Source organism: Streptomyces olivaceoviridis (genome assembly GCF_014650115.1).
Classification (GTDB): domain Bacteria; phylum Actinomycetota; class Actinomycetes; order Streptomycetales; family Streptomycetaceae; genus Streptomyces; species Streptomyces olivaceoviridis.
In genome coordinates, this window is sequence record NZ_BMUI01000003.1 from 328,709 (window position 1) to 345,514 (window position 16,806).

The 16,806-nt window shown below is 72.9% G+C and carries 17 protein-coding genes; 5 read left to right on the plus strand and 12 right to left on the minus strand.

Annotated features, from left to right (window positions below):
* Nucleotides 1–18 precede the first annotated feature (18 nt).
* The 3 genes from IE273_RS07980 to IE273_RS07990 form a co-directional block, all read right to left on the minus strand.
* Nucleotides 19–1,068 carry a Zn-dependent alcohol dehydrogenase gene (locus IE273_RS07980; protein ID WP_189814425.1) on the minus strand — a complete coding sequence of 350 codons (1,050 nt, stop codon included), beginning with the start codon at nucleotides 1,066–1,068 and terminating at the stop codon, nucleotides 19–21.
* Entirely contained in the window at nucleotides 1,068–2,216 is a 1,149-nt protein-coding gene (locus tag IE273_RS07985) for an acyl-CoA dehydrogenase family protein (RefSeq protein WP_189814426.1), read from the minus strand. Before IE273_RS07985 ends, IE273_RS07980 begins: the two co-directional genes overlap by 1 nt.
* Before the next feature lie 73 nt (nucleotides 2,217–2,289).
* Entirely contained in the window at nucleotides 2,290–3,207 is a 918-nt protein-coding gene (locus IE273_RS07990; protein ID WP_189814427.1) for an SDR family NAD(P)-dependent oxidoreductase, read from the minus strand.
* A gap of 103 nt (nucleotides 3,208–3,310) precedes the next feature.
* On the opposite strand from IE273_RS07990, the gene IE273_RS07995 reads away from it, so the two are divergent.
* Complete coding sequence (locus tag IE273_RS07995; protein WP_189814428.1) at nucleotides 3,311–4,237, plus strand: cyclase family protein; 927 nt, start codon at nucleotides 3,311–3,313, stop codon at nucleotides 4,235–4,237.
* Between the two features lie 262 nt (nucleotides 4,238–4,499).
* Here the strand turns inward: IE273_RS07995 and IE273_RS08000 are convergent, their stop codons facing one another.
* The 5 genes from IE273_RS08000 to IE273_RS08015 all read right to left on the minus strand — a co-directional run bounded on the left by IE273_RS08000 (nucleotide 4,500) and on the right by IE273_RS08015 (nucleotide 8,772).
* Entirely contained in the window at nucleotides 4,500–4,973 is a 474-nt protein-coding gene (locus tag IE273_RS08000; protein ID WP_189814636.1) for an ATP-binding protein, read from the minus strand.
* An 18-nt stretch (nucleotides 4,974–4,991) separates the two neighbouring features.
* On the minus strand, nucleotides 4,992–5,126 hold the full coding sequence (locus IE273_RS44635) for a hypothetical protein (RefSeq protein ID WP_268257496.1): 135 nt from the start codon (nucleotides 5,124–5,126) through the stop codon (nucleotides 4,992–4,994).
* 395 nt (nucleotides 5,127–5,521) lie between these two features.
* Nucleotides 5,522–6,388 carry an acyl-CoA dehydrogenase family protein gene (locus IE273_RS08005; RefSeq protein ID WP_189814429.1) on the minus strand — a complete coding sequence of 289 codons (867 nt, stop codon included), beginning with the start codon at nucleotides 6,386–6,388 and terminating at the stop codon, nucleotides 5,522–5,524.
* A 54-nt stretch (nucleotides 6,389–6,442) separates the two neighbouring features.
* Complete coding sequence (locus IE273_RS08010; protein ID WP_189814430.1) at nucleotides 6,443–7,576, minus strand: acyl-CoA dehydrogenase family protein; 1,134 nt, start codon at nucleotides 7,574–7,576, stop codon at nucleotides 6,443–6,445.
* Nucleotides 7,576–8,772: an amidohydrolase family protein gene (locus IE273_RS08015; RefSeq protein ID WP_189814431.1), complete on the minus strand. Its 1,197-nt coding sequence runs from the start codon at nucleotides 8,770–8,772 to the stop codon at nucleotides 7,576–7,578. The genes IE273_RS08010 and IE273_RS08015 overlap by 1 nt, the downstream gene beginning before the upstream one ends.
* Nucleotides 8,773–8,873: 101 nt before the next feature.
* On the opposite strand from IE273_RS08015, the gene IE273_RS08020 reads away from it, so the two are divergent.
* Nucleotides 8,874–10,370 carry a class I adenylate-forming enzyme family protein gene (locus IE273_RS08020; protein ID WP_189814432.1) on the plus strand — a complete coding sequence of 499 codons (1,497 nt, stop codon included), beginning with the start codon at nucleotides 8,874–8,876 and terminating at the stop codon, nucleotides 10,368–10,370.
* Between the two features lie 44 nt (nucleotides 10,371–10,414).
* On the opposite strand, the gene IE273_RS08025 is transcribed toward IE273_RS08020, so the two are convergent.
* Nucleotides 10,415–10,927, minus strand: coding sequence for an EF-hand domain-containing protein (locus IE273_RS08025; RefSeq protein ID WP_189814433.1), 513 nt, complete (start codon nucleotides 10,925–10,927; stop codon nucleotides 10,415–10,417).
* Between the two features lie 179 nt (nucleotides 10,928–11,106).
* Nucleotides 11,107–11,481: an STAS domain-containing protein gene (locus IE273_RS08030; protein ID WP_189814434.1), complete on the minus strand. Its 375-nt coding sequence runs from the start codon at nucleotides 11,479–11,481 to the stop codon at nucleotides 11,107–11,109.
* A gap of 340 nt (nucleotides 11,482–11,821) precedes the next feature.
* On the opposite strand from IE273_RS08030, the gene IE273_RS08035 reads away from it, so the two are divergent.
* Together IE273_RS08035 and IE273_RS08040 are read left to right on the plus strand one after the other, a co-directional pair.
* Nucleotides 11,822–12,379, plus strand: coding sequence for a sigma-70 family RNA polymerase sigma factor (locus IE273_RS08035; protein ID WP_189814435.1), 558 nt, complete (start codon nucleotides 11,822–11,824; stop codon nucleotides 12,377–12,379).
* Nucleotides 12,376–13,770: a zf-HC2 domain-containing protein gene (locus IE273_RS08040; RefSeq protein WP_373309313.1), complete on the plus strand. Its 1,395-nt coding sequence runs from the start codon at nucleotides 12,376–12,378 to the stop codon at nucleotides 13,768–13,770. Before IE273_RS08035 ends, IE273_RS08040 begins: the two co-directional genes overlap by 4 nt.
* A 99-nt stretch (nucleotides 13,771–13,869) precedes the next feature.
* Here IE273_RS08040 and purU read toward each other — a convergent pair whose 3' ends face one another.
* Together purU and IE273_RS08050 are read right to left on the minus strand one after the other, a co-directional pair.
* Nucleotides 13,870–14,754 carry a formyltetrahydrofolate deformylase gene (gene purU / locus IE273_RS08045; protein ID WP_189814436.1) on the minus strand — a complete coding sequence of 295 codons (885 nt, stop codon included), beginning with the start codon at nucleotides 14,752–14,754 and terminating at the stop codon, nucleotides 13,870–13,872.
* A 104-nt stretch (nucleotides 14,755–14,858) separates the two neighbouring features.
* Nucleotides 14,859–15,356 carry an SCO4402 family protein gene (locus tag IE273_RS08050; protein WP_189814437.1) on the minus strand — a complete coding sequence of 166 codons (498 nt, stop codon included), beginning with the start codon at nucleotides 15,354–15,356 and terminating at the stop codon, nucleotides 14,859–14,861.
* A gap of 117 nt (nucleotides 15,357–15,473) precedes the next feature.
* On the opposite strand from IE273_RS08050, the gene IE273_RS08055 reads away from it, so the two are divergent.
* The gene (locus tag IE273_RS08055) at nucleotides 15,474–16,799 is read left to right on the plus strand and encodes an ABC transporter substrate-binding protein (RefSeq protein ID WP_189814438.1); all 1,326 of its coding nucleotides are present in this window, start codon (nucleotides 15,474–15,476) and stop codon (nucleotides 16,797–16,799) included.
* The last annotated feature ends 7 nt before the right edge of the window (nucleotides 16,800–16,806 follow it).

The window sequence follows — 16,806 nt, forward strand, 5'->3', positions numbered from 1 at the left end:
ACGGGGGCTCACACGGGGTCAGAACGTCAGCACCGCCCGCGCCACCCGGCCGGCCTCCGCCTGGGCCCGTGCCTTCTCGAAGTCCTCCACCGGATGGACCGCCGTCACCAGCTCGTCCAGCATCAGCCGCCCCTGGCGGTACAGCTCGGCGTACAGCGCGATGTCCCGCTGGGGGCGCGAGGAGCCGTACCGGCAGCCGAGGACCGACTTGTCCAGGTAGAGGGAGGAGACGAGGAAGGACGCCTCGGCCGTGGCCGGGGGCACGCCGAGCAGGACCGCCTGTCCGCCCCGGTCGAGCAGGTCGACGGCCTGGCGGATCAGCTCCACCCGGCCCACGCACTCGAAGACGTGGTCGGCCCCCGTGGGCAGCAGGTCCCGCACGCCGTCCGCCGAGGTCAGGAAGTCGGTGGCGCCGAACTGCCGGGCCACCGCCTCCTTGGCGGGATTGGCGTCGACGGCCACGACGGCGAGGGCGCCCGCGAGCCGCGCCCCCTGGAGGACGTTCAGCCCGATCCCGCCCGTGCCGATGACGACCACGCTGTCCCCCTGGTCCACCCGCGCCCGGTTCAGGACCGCGCCGACCCCGGTGAGCACCCCGCACCCGATCAGCGCGGCGGAGGTCAGCGGGATGTCCCGGGGGATGCGCACGGCCTGCACGGCCTTGACGACCGTGCGTTCCGCGAAGGCCGAGTTGGCGGCGAACTGGTGCACCGGGCCCGTGCCCCGTGTGAACGGCTTCGCCGGGCGCCCGATGGCCCGCCGGCACATGGTCGGCCGCCCCCGGTCGCAATCCGCGCACGTCCCGCAGTGGGCGAGCGTGGACAGGGCCACATGGTCACCGGGCGCGACATGGGTGACGCCCACCCCCACCGCCTCCACGATCCCGGCGCCCTCATGGCCCAGCACCACCGGTACCGGGAACGGGATGGTGCCGTCCACCACCGACAGATCGCTGTGGCACAGCCCGGCCGCCGCGATGGCGACCAGCACCTCGCCGGGGCCCGGCTGCCGTACCGTCAGATCGTCGACGACCTGGACCCGCCTGCCGTCGAACACCACACCCCGCATCACACGTCCCCCTTCGGCTCACCCGGCAGACCGAGCACGCGCTCGGCGACGATCGTGCGCTGGATCTGGTCCGAGCCGCCGTAGAGGGTGTCGGCCCGGGAGAACAGGAACAGGTGCTGGTCCGCGTCGAGCGCGTACGGCGAGACCGGCGACCAGTCCGTGGGGCCCACGGCCGCCGCCGCGCCCCTGACCTGGACGGCGAGCTCGCCCAGCCGCTGGTGCCAGTTCGCCCACAGCAGTTTGGCCACGCTGGACGCGCCCGGGTCGGCGGAGCCGCCGAGGGTGCGCAGGGCGTTCCAGCGCATGGCGCGCAGCTCGGCCCACTGGCGGACGAGCCGGGCGCGCAGCACCGGATCGCGTACGGCCCCGGTCTCCACGGCAGCCGCGACGACCCCCGCCAGCTCCTGGGCGAAGCCGATCTGCTGGGCCAGCGTGGAGACCCCGCGCTCGAATCCGAGCAGGCTCATCGCCACCCGCCAGCCCTGTCCCTCTCCCCCGACGACGTGCTCCACGCGCGCGCGTGCCCCGTCGAAGAAGACCTCGTTGAAGTCGCTGGTGCCGGTGAGCTGCCGGATGGGGCGGACCTCGACGCGGCCGGGCTGGTCCATGGGCACGAGCAGGAAGCTGAGGCCGTGGTGGCGGCGGGCGTCCGGGTCGGTCCGGGCCAGCACGAAGCACCAGTCGGCCTCGTGGGCGAGCGAGGTCCAGATCTTCTGCCCGCTGATCCGGTACGACGTCCCGTCCCGCACCGCCGCCGTGCGCACCGCGGCGAGGTCGGAGCCGGCACCGGGTTCGCTGTATCCCTGGCACCAGAGTTCCTCTCCGGCGGCGACCGGCGGCAGGAAGCGGTTCTTCTGCTCCTCGTCGCCGTGGGCGAGGAGGGTGGGGGCGAGCAGGTTCTCCCCGATGTGCCCGGAGCGCGGGGGCGCGGCCGACCGGGCGTACTCCTCGGCCCACACGACCTGTTGGGTGAGGGGCACGGTCCGGTTGCCGTACCCCGCCTCCGCCCAGCCGAGCCCGATCCAGCCGGCGGCACCGAGGGTCCTCTCCCAAGCACGCCTCGTCGTCGAGGCGTGGGTGTGCTCACCCAGCCAGCCCCGCACCTCGGCACGGAACGCCTCGTCCTCATCGCTGAACCCGAACTCCATGTCCACCGCCTCTGATCGGTGACCGGCGCCGGTGTCGGCCGGGTGCCGGCCCGCCGCGCGAGCTCCCCCCGGGCTACCGGGCGTTGGGCCGGGACGCCGCCCGCGCCGCCTCCTCCATCGCCGCGAGCTCGGAGAGCATCGGCATCGGATCCGTCCCCACCGACCCCGGCAGTACCTCGGCGATCCGCTCGGGCGTCCAGCCGGACCCCTCGGCGTAGACGGAACGCAGTTCCCTCGGCTGGGCCCACACCGCGATCTTCGCCCCGGCGACCGTGTACACCTGCCCGGTGACGCCCTGCGCGGCGGCCCGCTCGGACAGCAGGTACACCACCAGCGCGGCCACGTCCTCCGGCTCGCCGATCTCCGCCAGCCGCACCGGCACGTTCGCCGACATCCGCGTACGCGCCACCGGTGCCACCGCGTTCGCGGTCACCCCGTACTTGTGCAGGCCGAGCGCGGCGCTGCGCACGAGGGAGATGATCCCGCCCTTGGCCGCGCTGTAGTTGGCCTGCGCGACGGAGCCCTGGTGGTTGCCGCTGGTGAAGCCGATGAGGGTGCCGGAGCGCTGCCGGCGCATGACGGCGGAGGCGGCCCGGAACACGGTGAACGTGCCCTTCAGATGGGTGGCGACGACCGGGTCCCACTCCTCCTCGGTCATGTTGAACAGCATCCGCTCCCGCAGGATGCCGGCCACGCACACGACCCCGTCGACGCGGCCGTACGTCTCCACCGCCGTGTCCACGACCCGCTGTCCGCCCGCCATGGCGGAGATGTCGTCGGCGACCGCGACGGCCTCGCCGCCCGCCGCCTCGATCTCCTTGACGACGGCCTCGGCGACCTCGCTGGTGGGCGAGGCGCCGTCCACGGCCACGCCGTAGTCGTTGACGACGACCTTCGCCCCCTCGGCCGCCGCGGCCAGCGCGACCGCCCGTCCGATCCCGCGCCCGGCACCCGTCACGGCGATGACCTTGCCGGCCAAGAAGTTCCCCACGCCCGGCCCCTTCCCGCAGTTTCTGACGCGTCGTTAGATTTGACGGCGCGTTAGATTCTATGGCCCGCCGACCGCGCGGGCACAAGCCCCGGGGAGGCACCGGATGGCACTGCCGAAGGAGTTCCACACGATCGCGGGGCGCGTGAACAACTGGGGACGCTGGGGCGCCGACGACGAGATCGGCACCCTGAACCTGATCACGGACGACGTCGTGCGGGAGGCCGCCCGCGAGGTGCGCACCGGCCGCCGCGTCCCGCTCGCCCTCCCCCTGGCGCAGGACGGTGTGCAGACGGGGATGATCGCCGGCCGGGTCAATCCGCTGCACGCGATGGTGCAGCTCAACCAGGAGCTGTTCGGGCCGGGCACGGTGGCGTGCAGCGACGACGCGGTGACCATGGGGCTCCAGGCCGGCACCCACTGGGACGCGCTGACCCATGTCTCGCACTCGGGGAGGCTCTACAACGGCCGCCCCGCGCACACGGTCACCGCGCACGGCGGTGCCGAGTTCAGCGGGATCGACAAGGTGCGGCACCTCGTCTCGCGCGGGGTGCTGCTGGACGTGGCACGCGCGCGGGGCGTGGACCGGCTGCCGGGGGGCCACGCGGTCACCCCCGAGGACCTGGAGGCGGCCGAGGAGCTCGCCGGTACGCGCGCGCGTGCCGGTGACATCGTGCTCGTACGGACCGGACAGGTGCGGGTGTACCTGTCCGGGGACAAGCACGGCTACGGCTATCCGTCGCCGGGGCTCTCGGTGCGCTGCCCGGAGTGGTTCCACGCGCGCGATGTGGCGGCGGTCGCGAACGACACGCTCACGTTCGAGGTCTTCCCGCCCGAGATCGAGGACCTGTGGCTGCCCGTGCACGCGCTGCACCTGGTGGAGATGGGGATGCTCCAGGGCCAGAACTGGAATCTCGAAGAGTTGTCCACAGCCTGTGGAGAAACGGGCCGGTACACGTTCCTGCTGTCGGCGATGCCCGAGCCGTTCGTGGGCGCGACGGGGACACCGGTGGCCCCGGTGGCGATCCTGTGAGCGACGGCGGCGGCGCGTCCGCGGTCGGCGGCGCGCGCCTCCCCCACCGTCACGCGCACGCGCCGCCGTCCGATACGACCCGCACTCGGCGAGGACCACCGTCGTCCCGGGCCCTCGCCGTCCCCTCGCGGCGGACCGACGCACCCCAGCCTGATCAGGCACCCAGGGAACGTCAACGCCGGTACGGACCCGTGTTGCGGCAGCCCCGCTCACAGCACCCGCGCACGGGCGCACCCCCCCGGCGCACCACCGCTCGGGGCCGCTACACCGCTTCGAAGGCGAGACCCTCGTACGCGGACAGTCCGCCCCCGCACGCCAGCGCGGCGCTCTGCCGGGGCTGTGAACAGCGGTCCAGTTCGCACCAGATGCTCTTGCCGGCGCCCTCGGGGCTCCAGCCCCAGCGGTCGGCGAGGCAGTCCACGAGGGCCAGACCCCGGCCGCCGGTGGCGTCGTCGTCGGCGCAGCGGGGCACGGGCGCGCGCGAGCTGCGGTCGGTCACCTCGACCCGCACCGTGGCCGACGGGCACTTCTCGGCCGCCGGACCCGGCAGACACAGCCGCAGCACGGCCGGCCGGCCGGTGTGCACCACGGCATTGGTCACCAGCTCGGAGACGAGCAGGATCAGGGTCTCGGCCAGCGGCTCGTCGGCCGTTATCCCCGATCCCGCGAGCCGCGAGCGGGCCCACCTCCTCGCCCGTCCCACCTCCGCGGGGTCGGGCCGGATCTCCAGCTGCACTTGAAGCACCTGCACCGCTCACACCATCCGAACCGGCGGATCCATGACCCCGCGCCCACCGCGCGCCGCGGTCTCAGCCGCGGCGGCGATCACGAGGGCCACGATCCCAGCCATTTTCTGCATGGCCAGAACAACGGCCAGAGCAAGGGTCACGGACCGTGACTCCCTTGCGAGACAGCATGGTTGACGTACAGTCACCCCAACAAGCGCTTCGGGCATATTCCCGCGCGAAGGAGTACGCGTAGGGCATACTGTGCGACGCTCGTGCCGGGGAGTCGAACAGACGGGGACAACGGGCCTGACGGCCCCGCGAGCTGCGGCGCGCACCGCGCGACCCGGCACTGCCCCAGGGGCACCGCCGGCCCGGCTCGTCCGCGCAGCCACTCGCATCTCACACAAGGTACCCGAGCGGACACCGACTCCGGGCCGTGACGAGTCCCGGGAAGGACACAACCCGGTATCAACGCTCTGTGACGCCGACAGGCCACCATCCGCAACATCGTGGGCCATGGCTTCCGGAGTACGGCGGCCGGGAAACCACCGGCGGCTCACCGCGCCAGCGCGGCGGCGAGCAGTTCCTCGCCCTCGGCGCTCCCCCCGGCGCGCCGCGCCCGCACCCACGCCCGCTTCAGGTGCAGATGCACGTCGGCCTCCCAGGTGAACCCCATGCCGCCGTGCACCTGGAGGCAGTCGCGGGCCCCCCGCACGGCGGCCTCGTCGGCGAGCAGCCGGGCGGCGGCGATGTCGGCGGGGTCGGCCGTGACGGCGGCGGCGTAGACGGCGGCGCGTGCGGTCTCGGCCCGCACCAGCAGGTCCGCGCACAGATGCTGGACGGCCTGGAAGGCGCCGACGGGCCGCCCGAACTGCTCTCGGGTCCGGGCGTGTTGCACGGCCAGCTCGCACACCCGTCCGGCGGTGCCGAGCTGCTCGGCGGCCGTCAGCAGCACGGCGACGGGATCCGGGGGGCCGGGTGCGGGCACCCGGTGCAGCGGGGTGAGCGGGTCCACCGAACGCAGCGGTACGGCACCGGAGGCGTCCCCGTGGACGACGTCCGCCGCCTCCAGCCACTCCACCAGCCCGCCGTCGACGGCCGCCACGACCGTCTCCCCGCGCGCCGCGCCGGGCACACCGCCGGCCGCGAGATGCGTGGCCACCAGCGGGCCGGGCAGCAGGGCCCGCCCGGCCTCCTCGAAGGCCAGCACGGCCTCGGGCAGCCCCAGTCCGACCCCGCCGTCCGCCTCGGGCAGCCGCAGGGCGAAGAACCCGGCCTCCCCGAGGGTCCGCCACAGCGCCCGGTCGAGCCGGCCCGGCACGGCGACGGCCGCGCGCAGCGCCTCCCGCCCGAAGCGGCGTTCCAGCAGGTCCCGCACACCCGCCCGCAGGGCCCGCTGGTCATCGGTGAGCCGGAAACGCACCGGACCTCCCCTCCGCGCGGTCCGCGTGATCCTGTGTGGGCCGAGGACGCACGCTCACCTCCCCCTGGGCAGGCCGAGGATCCGCTCGGCCACGATGCCGCGCTGGATCTGCGAGGTCCCGGCGGCGATCGTGTACGACAGCGAGGACAGCCGGTCGAGCACCCAGGGGCGGTCCAGATCCAGGCAGTCGGGGCCGAGGACCTCGGCCGCGGCGTCGTACAGCTCCTGCCGGGCGTGCGAGTAGCGGAGCTTGAACACCGAGCCGCCGACGCCGGGCACCCCGCCGTTCGCCTCCGCCTCGCTCACGTTCCACTGGGTCAGCCGCCACAGCGCGCGGAACTCCGCGTCCAGCCGGCCGAGCCGGCGCCGCAGCACCGGATCGTCCCAGCGGCCGTTCTCCCGTGCGGCGGACGCGAGTTCGCCCAGTACCCGGCGGCAGGCGACGACCTCGCCGACGAAGGCCGTACCGCGTTCGAAGGACAGGGTCACCATGGTCACGCGCCAGCCGTCGTTCTCCTCCCCGACCCGGTTGGCGACCGGCACCCGCACCTCGTCCAGGAACACCTCGGCGAACTCCGCCGACCCGGCGAGCGTGCGCAGCGGCCGTACGGTGACGCCTTCGGCGTCCATCGGCAGGGCCAGCCAGGTGATGCCACGGTGCCGGGGCGCGGCCGGGTCGGTGCGGACCAGCAGCTCGCACCAGTCGGCGACTTCCGCGTGCGAGGTCCAGATCTTGGACCCGGTCACCACGTAGTGGTCGCCGTCCCTGCGCGCGCGGGTGCGCAGGGACGCGAGGTCGGAGCCGGCGTCCGGCTCGCTGAACCCCTGGCACCACACCTGCTCGCCGCGCAGGATCGGCGGCAGCCAGCGGGCCCGCTGGTCGGCGGTGCCCTCGGCGGCGATCGTCGGTCCGGCGTGCAGCAGTCCGACGAAGTTGGCGCCCACGTAGGGCGCGCCCGCCCTCTCGGTCTCCTCCAGGAAGATCATCCGGACGGTCGGGGAGGCGTCCCAGTGCACGTCGGCGTACCCGGCGTCGTACAGCATCCGCTGCCAGCGCAGGTCGTAGGCGCGGCGGCCGGGCCAGTCGTCCGGGGACGGCCTGGCCGGCAGGGTGGGCAGCACCGCGGCGAGCCACGTCCGCAGCCGGGTCCGGAACTCCTCCTCCTCGGGTGTGCGGGAGAGGTCCATCACCGGTCGAGGTCCAGGCCGAGCATGCGGATGGCGTTGCCCCGCATCAGCTTGTGGACGGTCTCGTCGTCCAGGCCCTTCACATGGTCGAGGGCGACCTCCTTGGTGTGCGGGAAGGTCGAGTCGACGTGCGGGTAGTCGGTCTCGAAGGTGGCGTTGTCGCGGCCGACGACGTCCAGCGAGGCGACGCCGTGCCGGTCGCGGAAGAAGCAGCAGAAGATCTGCCGGTAGTAGTACGTCGACGGCGGCTCGGGGACCAGGTCCCTGACCCCGCCCCAGGCGCGGTGCTCCTCCCACACGTCGTCGGCGCGTTCCAGGGCGTACGGGATCCAGCCCATCTGACCCTCGGAGTAGGCGAGTTTCAGCCGGGGGAAGCGCACCAGGACCCCGCTGAAGAGGTAGTCCATCATCGAGGCCATGGCGTTGTTGAAGCTCAGGGACGCCTGGACGGCGGGGGGCGCGTCGGGGGAGGCCGCGGGCATCTGGGAGCTGCTGCCGATGTGCATGTTGACGACCGTCCCGGTCTCCTGGCAGACGGCGAAGAACGGGTCCCAGTAGCCGGAGTGGATGGAGGGCAGCCCGAGGTGGGTGGGGATCTCCGAGAAGGTGACCGCCCGCACGCCGCGTGCCGCGTTGCGCCGGATCTCGGCGACGGCCAGCCCGACGTCCCACAGCGGGATCAGGCACAGCGGGATCAGCCGGCCGCCGCTGTCCCCGCACCACTCCTCCACCATCCAGTCGTTGTAGGCGCGCACGCAGGCGAGGGCGACCTCCTTGTCGTGGGCCTCGGCGAAGGTCTGCCCGCAGAAGCGCGGGAAGGTCGGGAAGCAGAGGCTGGCCTCGACGTGGTTGAGGTCCATGTCGGCGAGCCGGGCCCCGGGGTCCCAGCAGCCGCGCCGCATCTGCTCCCGGGTGATCCCCTCCAGGGTCATCTCGTCCCGGTCGAAGCCGACGGCGGCGATGTTCCGCTTGTACGGGAACTTCAGGTCCTCGTAGATCCACCAGTCCGTCGGCTGTCCCGCCGGGTCCATGGTGATCTGGTACTTCCCGCCGACGTAGGCGAGTTCCCCGATCCCGGCGGTCAGCGGCTGGGGCCCCCGGTCCCGGTACCTGGCGGGCAGCCAGGTCTCGAAGAGGTGGGCGGGCTCGATGACGTGGTCGTCGACGCTGATGATGCGGGGCAGTTCTCTCGCCATGGGTCCCCTCCGCCGGACGGTGCTCGACTGGGCCCTGCTGATCTGATGGCCCGTCAGATAGCATGGCATCTGACGAGTCGTCAGCCAAGCAGGGGGCAGCCGTGAACGAGACTTCGCAGGCCCTGGGTTCGGCCCGCACGCTGTGGGAGCTGGTCACCCGCCGCGCCGACCTCACCCCCGGCCGGCCGGTCCTGCTCCAGGAGGACCGGGTGCTCACCTTCGGCGACCTGCGCACCCGGGCCGAGCGCGTCGCGGCCGGCCTGTACGGCATGGGCGTGCGCCCCGGCACGGTGGTCGCCTGGCAGCTGCCCACCCGCATCGAGACCGCCCTGCTGTCCTTCGCGCTGGCCCGCCTGGGCGCCGTGCAGTCCCCGGTCATCCCCTTCTACCGCGACCGTGAGGTCGGCTTCGCGCTGCGCGGGTCGAAGGCGGAGTTCTTCGCCGTACCGGGAGTGTGGCGGGGCCACGACCATACGGAAATGGCCCGGCGGCTGGGCGCCAGGGGGATCTTCGAGGCGTACGACGACCTCCCCGACGGCGACCCGTCCGTCCTGCCCCCGCCGCCCGCCGAGGGCACCTCGGTCCGCTGGATCTACTGGACCTCGGGCACCACCTCCGACCCCAAGGGCGTGCTGCACACCGACCGCTCCCTGATCGCGGGCGGCACCTGCCTGGCGCACGCCCTGCGTCTGTCGGCGGACGACGTCGGCTCGATGGCCTTCCCCTACGCCCACATCGCCGGCCCCGACTACACCGTGATGCTCCTGCTCTACGGCTTCCCGGCCCTCATGTGCGAGCACTTCGCGCTGCCGCGGGCGCTGGCGGAGTACCGGCGGCACGGGGTCACCGTGGCCGGCGGCTCCACGGCCTTCTACTCCCTGTTCCTGGCCGAGCAGCGCAAACGGCCGGGCGAGAAGGTGATCCCCACCCTGCGGCTGCTCGCGGGCGGCGGCGCCCCGAAGCCACCCGGGCTGTACCACGCCGTGGTCCGCGAGATGGGCGTCCAGCTCACCCACGGCTACGGCATGACCGAGGTCCCGATGATCACCATGGGCGACCCGGAGGACACACCCGAGAACCTGGCCACGACCGAGGGGCGGCCCCCGCGGGGCATGGAGGTCCGGATCACCGACGGCGAGATACGGCTGCGCGGCGAGGCCGTCTGCCAGGGCTACCTGGACCCCGCGCAGACGGCCGCCGCCTTCGACGCCGACGGCTTCCTGCGCACCGGCGACCTCGGGCACCTGACGCCGTCGGGCCACCTCGTCCTCACCGGCCGGCTCAAGGACGTGATCATCCGCAAGGGCGAGAACATCTCCGCCAAGGAGGTCGAGGACCTGCTGGCCGCGCATCCGGCGGTGGGCGACGCGGCCGTGATCGGCCTGCCGGACACCGAGCGCGGCGAACTGGTCTGCGCGGTGGTCGAACAGCAGTCCGATACACCGCAGTTGACCCTGCCGGAGGTCGTGTCCTTCCTCCGCGCGGAAGGACTGTCCGTGCACAAGCTCCCGGAGCGCCTGGAGGTGGTGGACGCCCTTCCGCGCAACGAGACACTGCGGAAGGTGCTGAAGTACAAGCTGCGGGAGCGGTTCGGGTGAGGGCGGTCCGGTCGACCGCGGCCGGACCGTGCCGTGGGTTCCCGCTATTCGGGGACCGTGAAGTAGCGCGCGAACGCCGGTACGATCTCCGCCTCGCCGATCCTGCGGTCGCCGTCGGTGTCGAGGGCGGCGGCGGCCTGGCGGGCGGTCTCCTCCGGGACGTGGAACACGCGCAGCACGCGCGCGGTGTCGGCGGTGCCGATCCGGCCGTCGGCGTCCGTGCCGGCCACCGCCAGGGCCGCGTGCAGGAAGGGCCGGGCGATCTCGGCGAAGCGGCCGGGGTTGTCGCGCAGCCGCTTGACCGCGCCGGTGACGAACTCCGCACGGGTGATGCGCTGGTCGCCGTCCCGGTCGGCGATGCCGGCCATGCCCTGCCAGAACGCCTCCGCGCCGGCGTACAGCGCCTGCCCCTTGTCGGAGCGGGCGGGTACGGCGAACTCGGCGAGCAGCGCCTTGGCCGCCGCGTTGAAGTCCTCCCGGTCGATGTAGCCGTTGCCGTCCTGGTCGAAGGTGGCGAACCGGGCGGCGATCCTGCGCTCGTACTCGGTGCTGACCATGTCTGTTCGGGCCGCCTTACATGAGGGTCGTACGGGTGGTCCTGCCCGTGCGTGGGGGTGACCTGGCAGGGAGCGTACGACGCGGACGGCCGGCAGACGGCGGGAAACCGGCGGTTGTGCCAAGACCGGGGGAATTCCGCGACAACAGTGTGGCCGTGTCGCGACGCCGTGACGGCCGCTCAGGCGGAGAGCGGCCCGGCCTCGTCCGTGGTCGCGGAGTCCACGTCGGGGTGGACGTCGAAGAGGCGGCGCACGCCGAGCGCGCCGAGCACGCGGTTGACGTGCGAGCCGTCCTCGGCTCCCCGGTCCGGCAGGATCAGCCGCAGCCGGCCCTGGCAGGAGCGGATCAGCCGACGGGCTGCGATGAGGACGCCGACCCCGCTGGAGTCGCAGAAGAACACGTCGGAGAGGTCCACGACGAGGCTGTGGTGTCCCTCGGCGACGCTGTCGTGCACCCGTTGGCGCAGCACCGGCGAAGTCATCAGGTCCAGTTCCCCGGACACCCGGAGGACGGCCCACTCGCCCTGTTCGACGCCGGTCACGCTGAATGCCACGGCCCTGCCCTCCGCTCGCCGGATCTCCCGGAACCGCCCGGAAACGGAAGCAGTTCCTACGTTTCCTGTCGCGCGGCTGCCCAGCGGCCGTTCCCTGAAACGTGACGCGACAAACGGCAGTCGATCGACTAGGGGCTTGTTTCGGTCACTATCGATCCTGTTCGATCAGAGGTGCACGCACCTCGTGTGAAGGATGTGTGAAGGGGGCACTATCACCTGCGGCCCTTCCGGGGGCGCACATTGGCACAAAGGGGCGTGCGCCGTCAGGCGTGCCGACTACATTCGAGAAGGCAGGACCGACAGGCTGGACGGGCCGGACAGGGGGAGGGGAGGGGACCGCATGGCCAGGAAGGACGTACCGCCCCGCTGGGACCGCAAGATGCAGCAACGGCTCGCGCGCGGTGAGGCGGCAGCCCTCGGCGAGCTGTACGACCGCTTCGCCTCCCTCGTGCACAGCCTCGCCCACCGCGTCCTCGCCGGCGAACAGGACGCCGACGCCGTCACCCGCGAGGTCTTCGCCCACGTCTGGGAACACCCCGAGACCTACGACCCCCAGCAGGGCCCCCTGCGCTCCTGGATCGCCGCCGTCACCCACCGGGTCGCCGTACAGCGGCTGCGCGACCGGGAGGAACCGGAGCAGCCGCGACGCGAGGATCTGGAGAGCGAGGTCCGCCGCGCCTCGGTCGCCGCCCGCGCCGACTACATCGTGCACTCCATGCCGGCCCCGCTGCGCGCCGCCCTCGACCTGGCCTACTTCCAGCGCCGCGACTACCGCCAGACCGCGGCCGACCTCGGCGTCACCGAGGACGAGGCCCGCCGCCGGCTCCGCCTCGGCCTCCAACTCCTCTCCACCGCCCACGACACCGGCACACCGCCGGGATACCGGGGTGCGGTGTGAAGGGGACGGGCGGCTCCGGGGCACACGACGAGTACGGCGAGTACGGCGAACACGCCGGCCACGGGGAAGAGGGCCGTGGCGGTGCCGCACGCGGCGAACGGCCCCGGGGCTACGCCGACGGGCGCGGCTCGGGGGACGTGCCGCCCGGTGCCGGCGGGTCCGGTCCCGTCCCGGCCCCGCGGATACCCATGCCCCGCGCTTCCGTGGAGGACAGCGGGCTCCCGCTGCCCGACCTCGCCGATCCGGGGGACCTCGCACCCGTGCCGCTCGACCTGTCGCACGACGTCCTGAAGTCGCTGCTCGGCGCCTGGGCGCTGGCCGCCTGCTCGGCGGCGGAGACGGCGGCCGTCGAGGAGCACCTGGGCGACTGCGGATCCTGCGCCGACGAGGCCCGCCGGCTGCGCGAGGCCGTCGGCCTGCTGCACCAGCCGGAGAGCCTGGACCTGAACCCGGCGCTGCGCACCCGCGTCCTGGCCGCCTGCCTGAACCGCCGGCCGCCGCGCATCCCGGTGCCCGACTGGGCGGCGCCGTACGACGCCGAGACCGCGCGGCTGGACGCGCTGCTCCAGGACTTCGGGGACGCGGAGTGGCACGCGCCGGTGCGGCTGCGCTGGTTCGAGGCCGACGCACCGACGAGCCGCCGTTCGACCGTCGCCGGGGTGATCGCGCACCTGCTGTCGGTGGACGGGCTGGTCGCGACGGCGCTCGGGCTGGAGGACCCGCTGGCCGAGGTCGCCGACGCCGACAGGGGCGCCGTGGGTCCGGCGGGCCGCACGGAGGCGTACTGGCGGGCCTCGCACTTCCCGCCGACGCGCTCGGTGCGGGGGCCGTGGCGGGAGCAGAGCCACAGCCTGGTGCGGACCGTGTCCTTCACCGGCGGCCACGCGGGCGGGCTCACGGTGCCGTACGGCGACTTCGCGCTGCCGCTGCACGACGCGATGCTGGACCGCGCCTTCGAGTGCTGGGTGCACGCCGAGGACATCGCCGAGGCGGTGGACTATCCGTACGCGCCGCCGGCGCCGCGGCACCTCAACCGGATGATCGACCTCGCGGCCCGTCTGCTGCCGACGGCGCTCGCCGCGCGCCGCCGGGCGGGACTGTCCGGGCCGGGCCGCCGGACCCCGCACCTGGTCCCGGCGGGCGCGCCCGGCCGCAGCCTGCGCCTGGAGATCGAGGGACCGGCCGGCGGCGAGTGGCTGATCCCCCTCGACTCACCGGCGGCGGTGGGCTCCGCCGACTTCGAGGTGGCCCACGTGGCCCTGGACGGCGTGGAGTTCTGCAAGCTGGCGGCAGGGCATGTGCCTCCGGCGGAAGCCGCGGTCGGCCAGGTGGGCGACCGGGAGGCCATCAGGGACGTGCTCTTCGCGGTCGCGTCGTTGAGCCGGATGTAGGGGCGGGACCGGACGCGTCGGCGGCTGCGGGTGGTCGGGGGCTGCGGGTGGTCGGGGGTTGCTCGCGCGGTTCCCCGCGCCCCGGGGGCGCCCGGCCGGCTAGGCGAACACCACCGTCCGGCGCCCGTTGAGCAGGATCCTCCGCTCCGCGTGCCACTTCACGGCCCGCGCCAGCGCCTGGCACTCCACGTCCCGGCCGATGGCCACCAGCTGGTCCGGCGTCACGTCGTGCCCGACCCGCTCGACCTCCTGCTCGATGATCGGGCCCTCGTCCAGGTCCGCGGTGACGTAGTGCGCCGTCGCGCCGATCAGCTTCACACCCCGCGCGTGCGCCTGGTGATACGGCTTCGCGCCCTTGAAGCTCGGCAGGAAGGAGTGGTGGATGTTGATGATCCGGCCGCTGAGCTGCTTGCACAGGTCGTCGGAGAGGACCTGCATGTAGCGGGCGAGGACGACCAGCTCGACCTTCTCCTCGCGGACGATCTCCAGCAGCCTCGACTCGGCCTCCGACTTGGTGTCCTTCGTCACCGGGATGTGGTGGAAGGGAATGTTGTAGGAGCCCACCAGCTCCTCAAAGTCGGTGTGGTTGGACACCACGCCCACGATCTCCACCGGCAGCGCGCCGATCCGGGCCCGGAACAGCAGGTCGTTCAGGCAGTGCCCGAACTTGCTGACCATCAGCAGGATGCGCATCTTCTCGTCGGCCCGGTGGATCTGCCAGTCCATGTGGAAGGAGTCACCGATCGCGGCGAAGCTCGCCCGCAGCTTGTCCACCGTCACCGGCGCCTCGGCCGAGAAGTGGACGCGCATGAAGAACAGTCCCGTGTCGTGGTCGCCGAACTGCTGACTGTCCTCGATGTTGCAGCCGGTCATGAACAGGTAGCTGGACACGGCGTGCACAATGCCCTTTTTGTCCGGGCAGGAGAGCGTGAGGACGTACTGGTCGGCCGGTGCGGCGGCGGAAGAGGCGGACTGATCGGTCATGCCCCACAGGGTCCCACACCGGCCGCCCGCCATGGGGCGGCCGTCCGCCACGCGGACCGCGCCAGGACCCGTCAGGGCCCCGTCGGAACCTCGTCGGAACCTCGTCAGGACCTCGTCAGGATCCGCAGCACGTCCAGGCTCTTCGGCGGTGTGTCCGGGTCCTCCCCGTCGCTCGCCGACATCCGCACGTGCGCGTCCCGGGCCGCCCGCACCGCGTCCGGCCAGCCGGAGTGGTCCAGGTAGGCGGCGACGGGCGCGTCCGGGCCGACCTGGTGCATGATCCGCAGCACCCGCAGCACGGCGGTGTCGACGAGCGCCGCCTCCTGAGAGTCCCGGAATATGGTGCCGACGTACTTCTCGGCCGACCAGCTGTCCAGCCAGGTGTCCTCCACCAGCCGGTACACGGCGTCCGTGACGTCGCCGTAGCCGTCCACGCCGGCCAGCCAGACGTCCCGCTGGAACACCGGGTCGGAGAGCATGTGCAGCGCCGAGCGCACATTGCTGCGCCAGCGCCACCACGGCATGTCATTCAAGGGCATGCCGCCCATGGTGGAGGAGCGACGGCCGCGACGGGAAGAGTTCTCCGAACCTTGCACGGTCATCGATCGTACGTTCCCCACCCCAGAAGCCTCACATGCCCCCGTAATTCACCTCCGCGTCACCCTTCGTTGACCAAGGGTCACTCCCGGGTTAGTGCTGTGAGGGAATCGTGTGTGTGCATGACCGGCAGGCGACGCACGCGCAGTACCCCTCGTCCCGTCCTTCCCCGCCCCGTCGGAGCCACCGCCCTCGCGGCGGGAGCGGTGGCCCTCTGTGCGTCGCTCACCGCCGCATGCGGGGTCATCCCCGGTGCCACGGGGGGCTCCGGGGATGACCCGGTCAAGGTGATGACCTGGGCCCCGCAGGACACCGACGCGACCAACAAGCCCGGCATGCCCGCGATGGCCCGCGCCTACGCCAAGTGGATCAACTCCCATGGTGGCATCAACGGCCGCAGGCTGGAGGTGCTGACCTGCAACGACCACAACGACAGCGTGGGCGCCGCGAAGTGCGCCCGGCGCGCCGCGACCGAGAACGTGGTCGCGGTCGTCGGCTCCTACAGCCAGTTCGGCGACTCCTACCTCGCCCCGCTGGAGGGCGCCGGCATCCCCTACATCGGCGGCTACGGCGTCACCAACGACGAGTTCACCGGCGCCATGTCCTACCCGGTCAACGGCGGCCAGCCCGCCCTCCTGGCCGGCCTCGGCAAGGCCCTCGCGCAGAGCTGCGGCAACGTCGCCCTGGTCCGCCCGGACAGCATCGCCGGCGACCAGCTGCCCGCGATGCTCGACGCCGGTCTCAAGGCGGGCGGCCACGCGGACGCCGGCGACCAGCTCGCCGCGGACGACGCCACCGAGTACGGCGGCCAGGCCGAGCAGGCGCTGCGCTACGCGACCGAGGGCGTCACGCGGAAGGGCTGTGTGGTGCCCGCGCTCGGGGACCGCACGGACACCTTCATGGACTCCTTCCGGCGGGCCCGCGACGACTTCCCGGCCGTGCGCACGGCGACCGTGCTCGGCAGCGTCGACCAGACCGTCATCAACACGACGGGCGGGGCGTCGGGGCCGTACGAGGGGGCGTACATCACCGGCTGGTACCCGGTCGCCTCCGACCACCGCTGGGACCCGATGAAGAAGGTGATCAACGAGGAGGCCTTCGGCGACAACCGCATCGACCCCGCGGACGCCGGCGTGCAGACCACGTGGATCGCCTACACCGTGCTCAAGGCCGTCCTGGAGAAGATCGGCGAGGGCGAGGTGAGCGCCGACACCGTGCGGCGCACCCTCAACGACGGCCTGCGGGTCTCCACCGGCGGCCTCACCCCGACCCTGCACTGGCCCTACGAGGGCAAGCTGGCCGTGGTCGGCTTCCCGCGGCTGGTCAACGCCGACGTCACCCTCCAGGTGGTCCGGGACGGCAAGCTGGTCGCGGCCCGCCAGGGCATCGGCGGCGCCCACGGGATCGCCGACATGACCTCGACCCTGGAGAACGCCGACGTGCCGTGACGGCCGG

What these genes read in the sequence shown, in the direction of transcription:
- IE273_RS07980 (WP_189814425.1), bottom strand. Translation starts at nt 1,068, where the DNA reads ATGCGGGGTGTGGTGTTCGACGGCAGGCGGGTCCAGGTCGTCGACGAT.
- IE273_RS07985 (WP_189814426.1), bottom strand. Translation starts at nt 2,216, where the DNA reads ATGGAGTTCGGGTTCAGCGATGAGGACGAGGCGTTCCGTGCCGAGGTG.
- IE273_RS07995 (WP_189814428.1), top strand. Translation starts at nt 3,311, where the DNA reads ATGGCACTGCCGAAGGAGTTCCACACGATCGCGGGGCGCGTGAACAAC.
- IE273_RS08010 (WP_189814430.1), bottom strand. Translation starts at nt 7,576, where the DNA reads ATGGACCTCTCCCGCACACCCGAGGAGGAGGAGTTCCGGACCCGGCTG.
- IE273_RS08015 (WP_189814431.1), bottom strand. Translation starts at nt 8,772, where the DNA reads ATGGCGAGAGAACTGCCCCGCATCATCAGCGTCGACGACCACGTCATC.
- IE273_RS08025 (WP_189814433.1), bottom strand. Translation starts at nt 10,927, where the DNA reads ATGGTCAGCACCGAGTACGAGCGCAGGATCGCCGCCCGGTTCGCCACC.
- IE273_RS08035 (WP_189814435.1), top strand. Translation starts at nt 11,822, where the DNA reads ATGGCCAGGAAGGACGTACCGCCCCGCTGGGACCGCAAGATGCAGCAA.
- purU (WP_189814436.1), bottom strand. Translation starts at nt 14,754, where the DNA reads ATGACCGATCAGTCCGCCTCTTCCGCCGCCGCACCGGCCGACCAGTAC.
- IE273_RS08050 (WP_189814437.1), bottom strand. Translation starts at nt 15,356, where the DNA reads ATGACCGTGCAAGGTTCGGAGAACTCTTCCCGTCGCGGCCGTCGCTCC.
- IE273_RS08055 (WP_189814438.1), top strand. Translation starts at nt 15,474, where the DNA reads ATGACCGGCAGGCGACGCACGCGCAGTACCCCTCGTCCCGTCCTTCCC.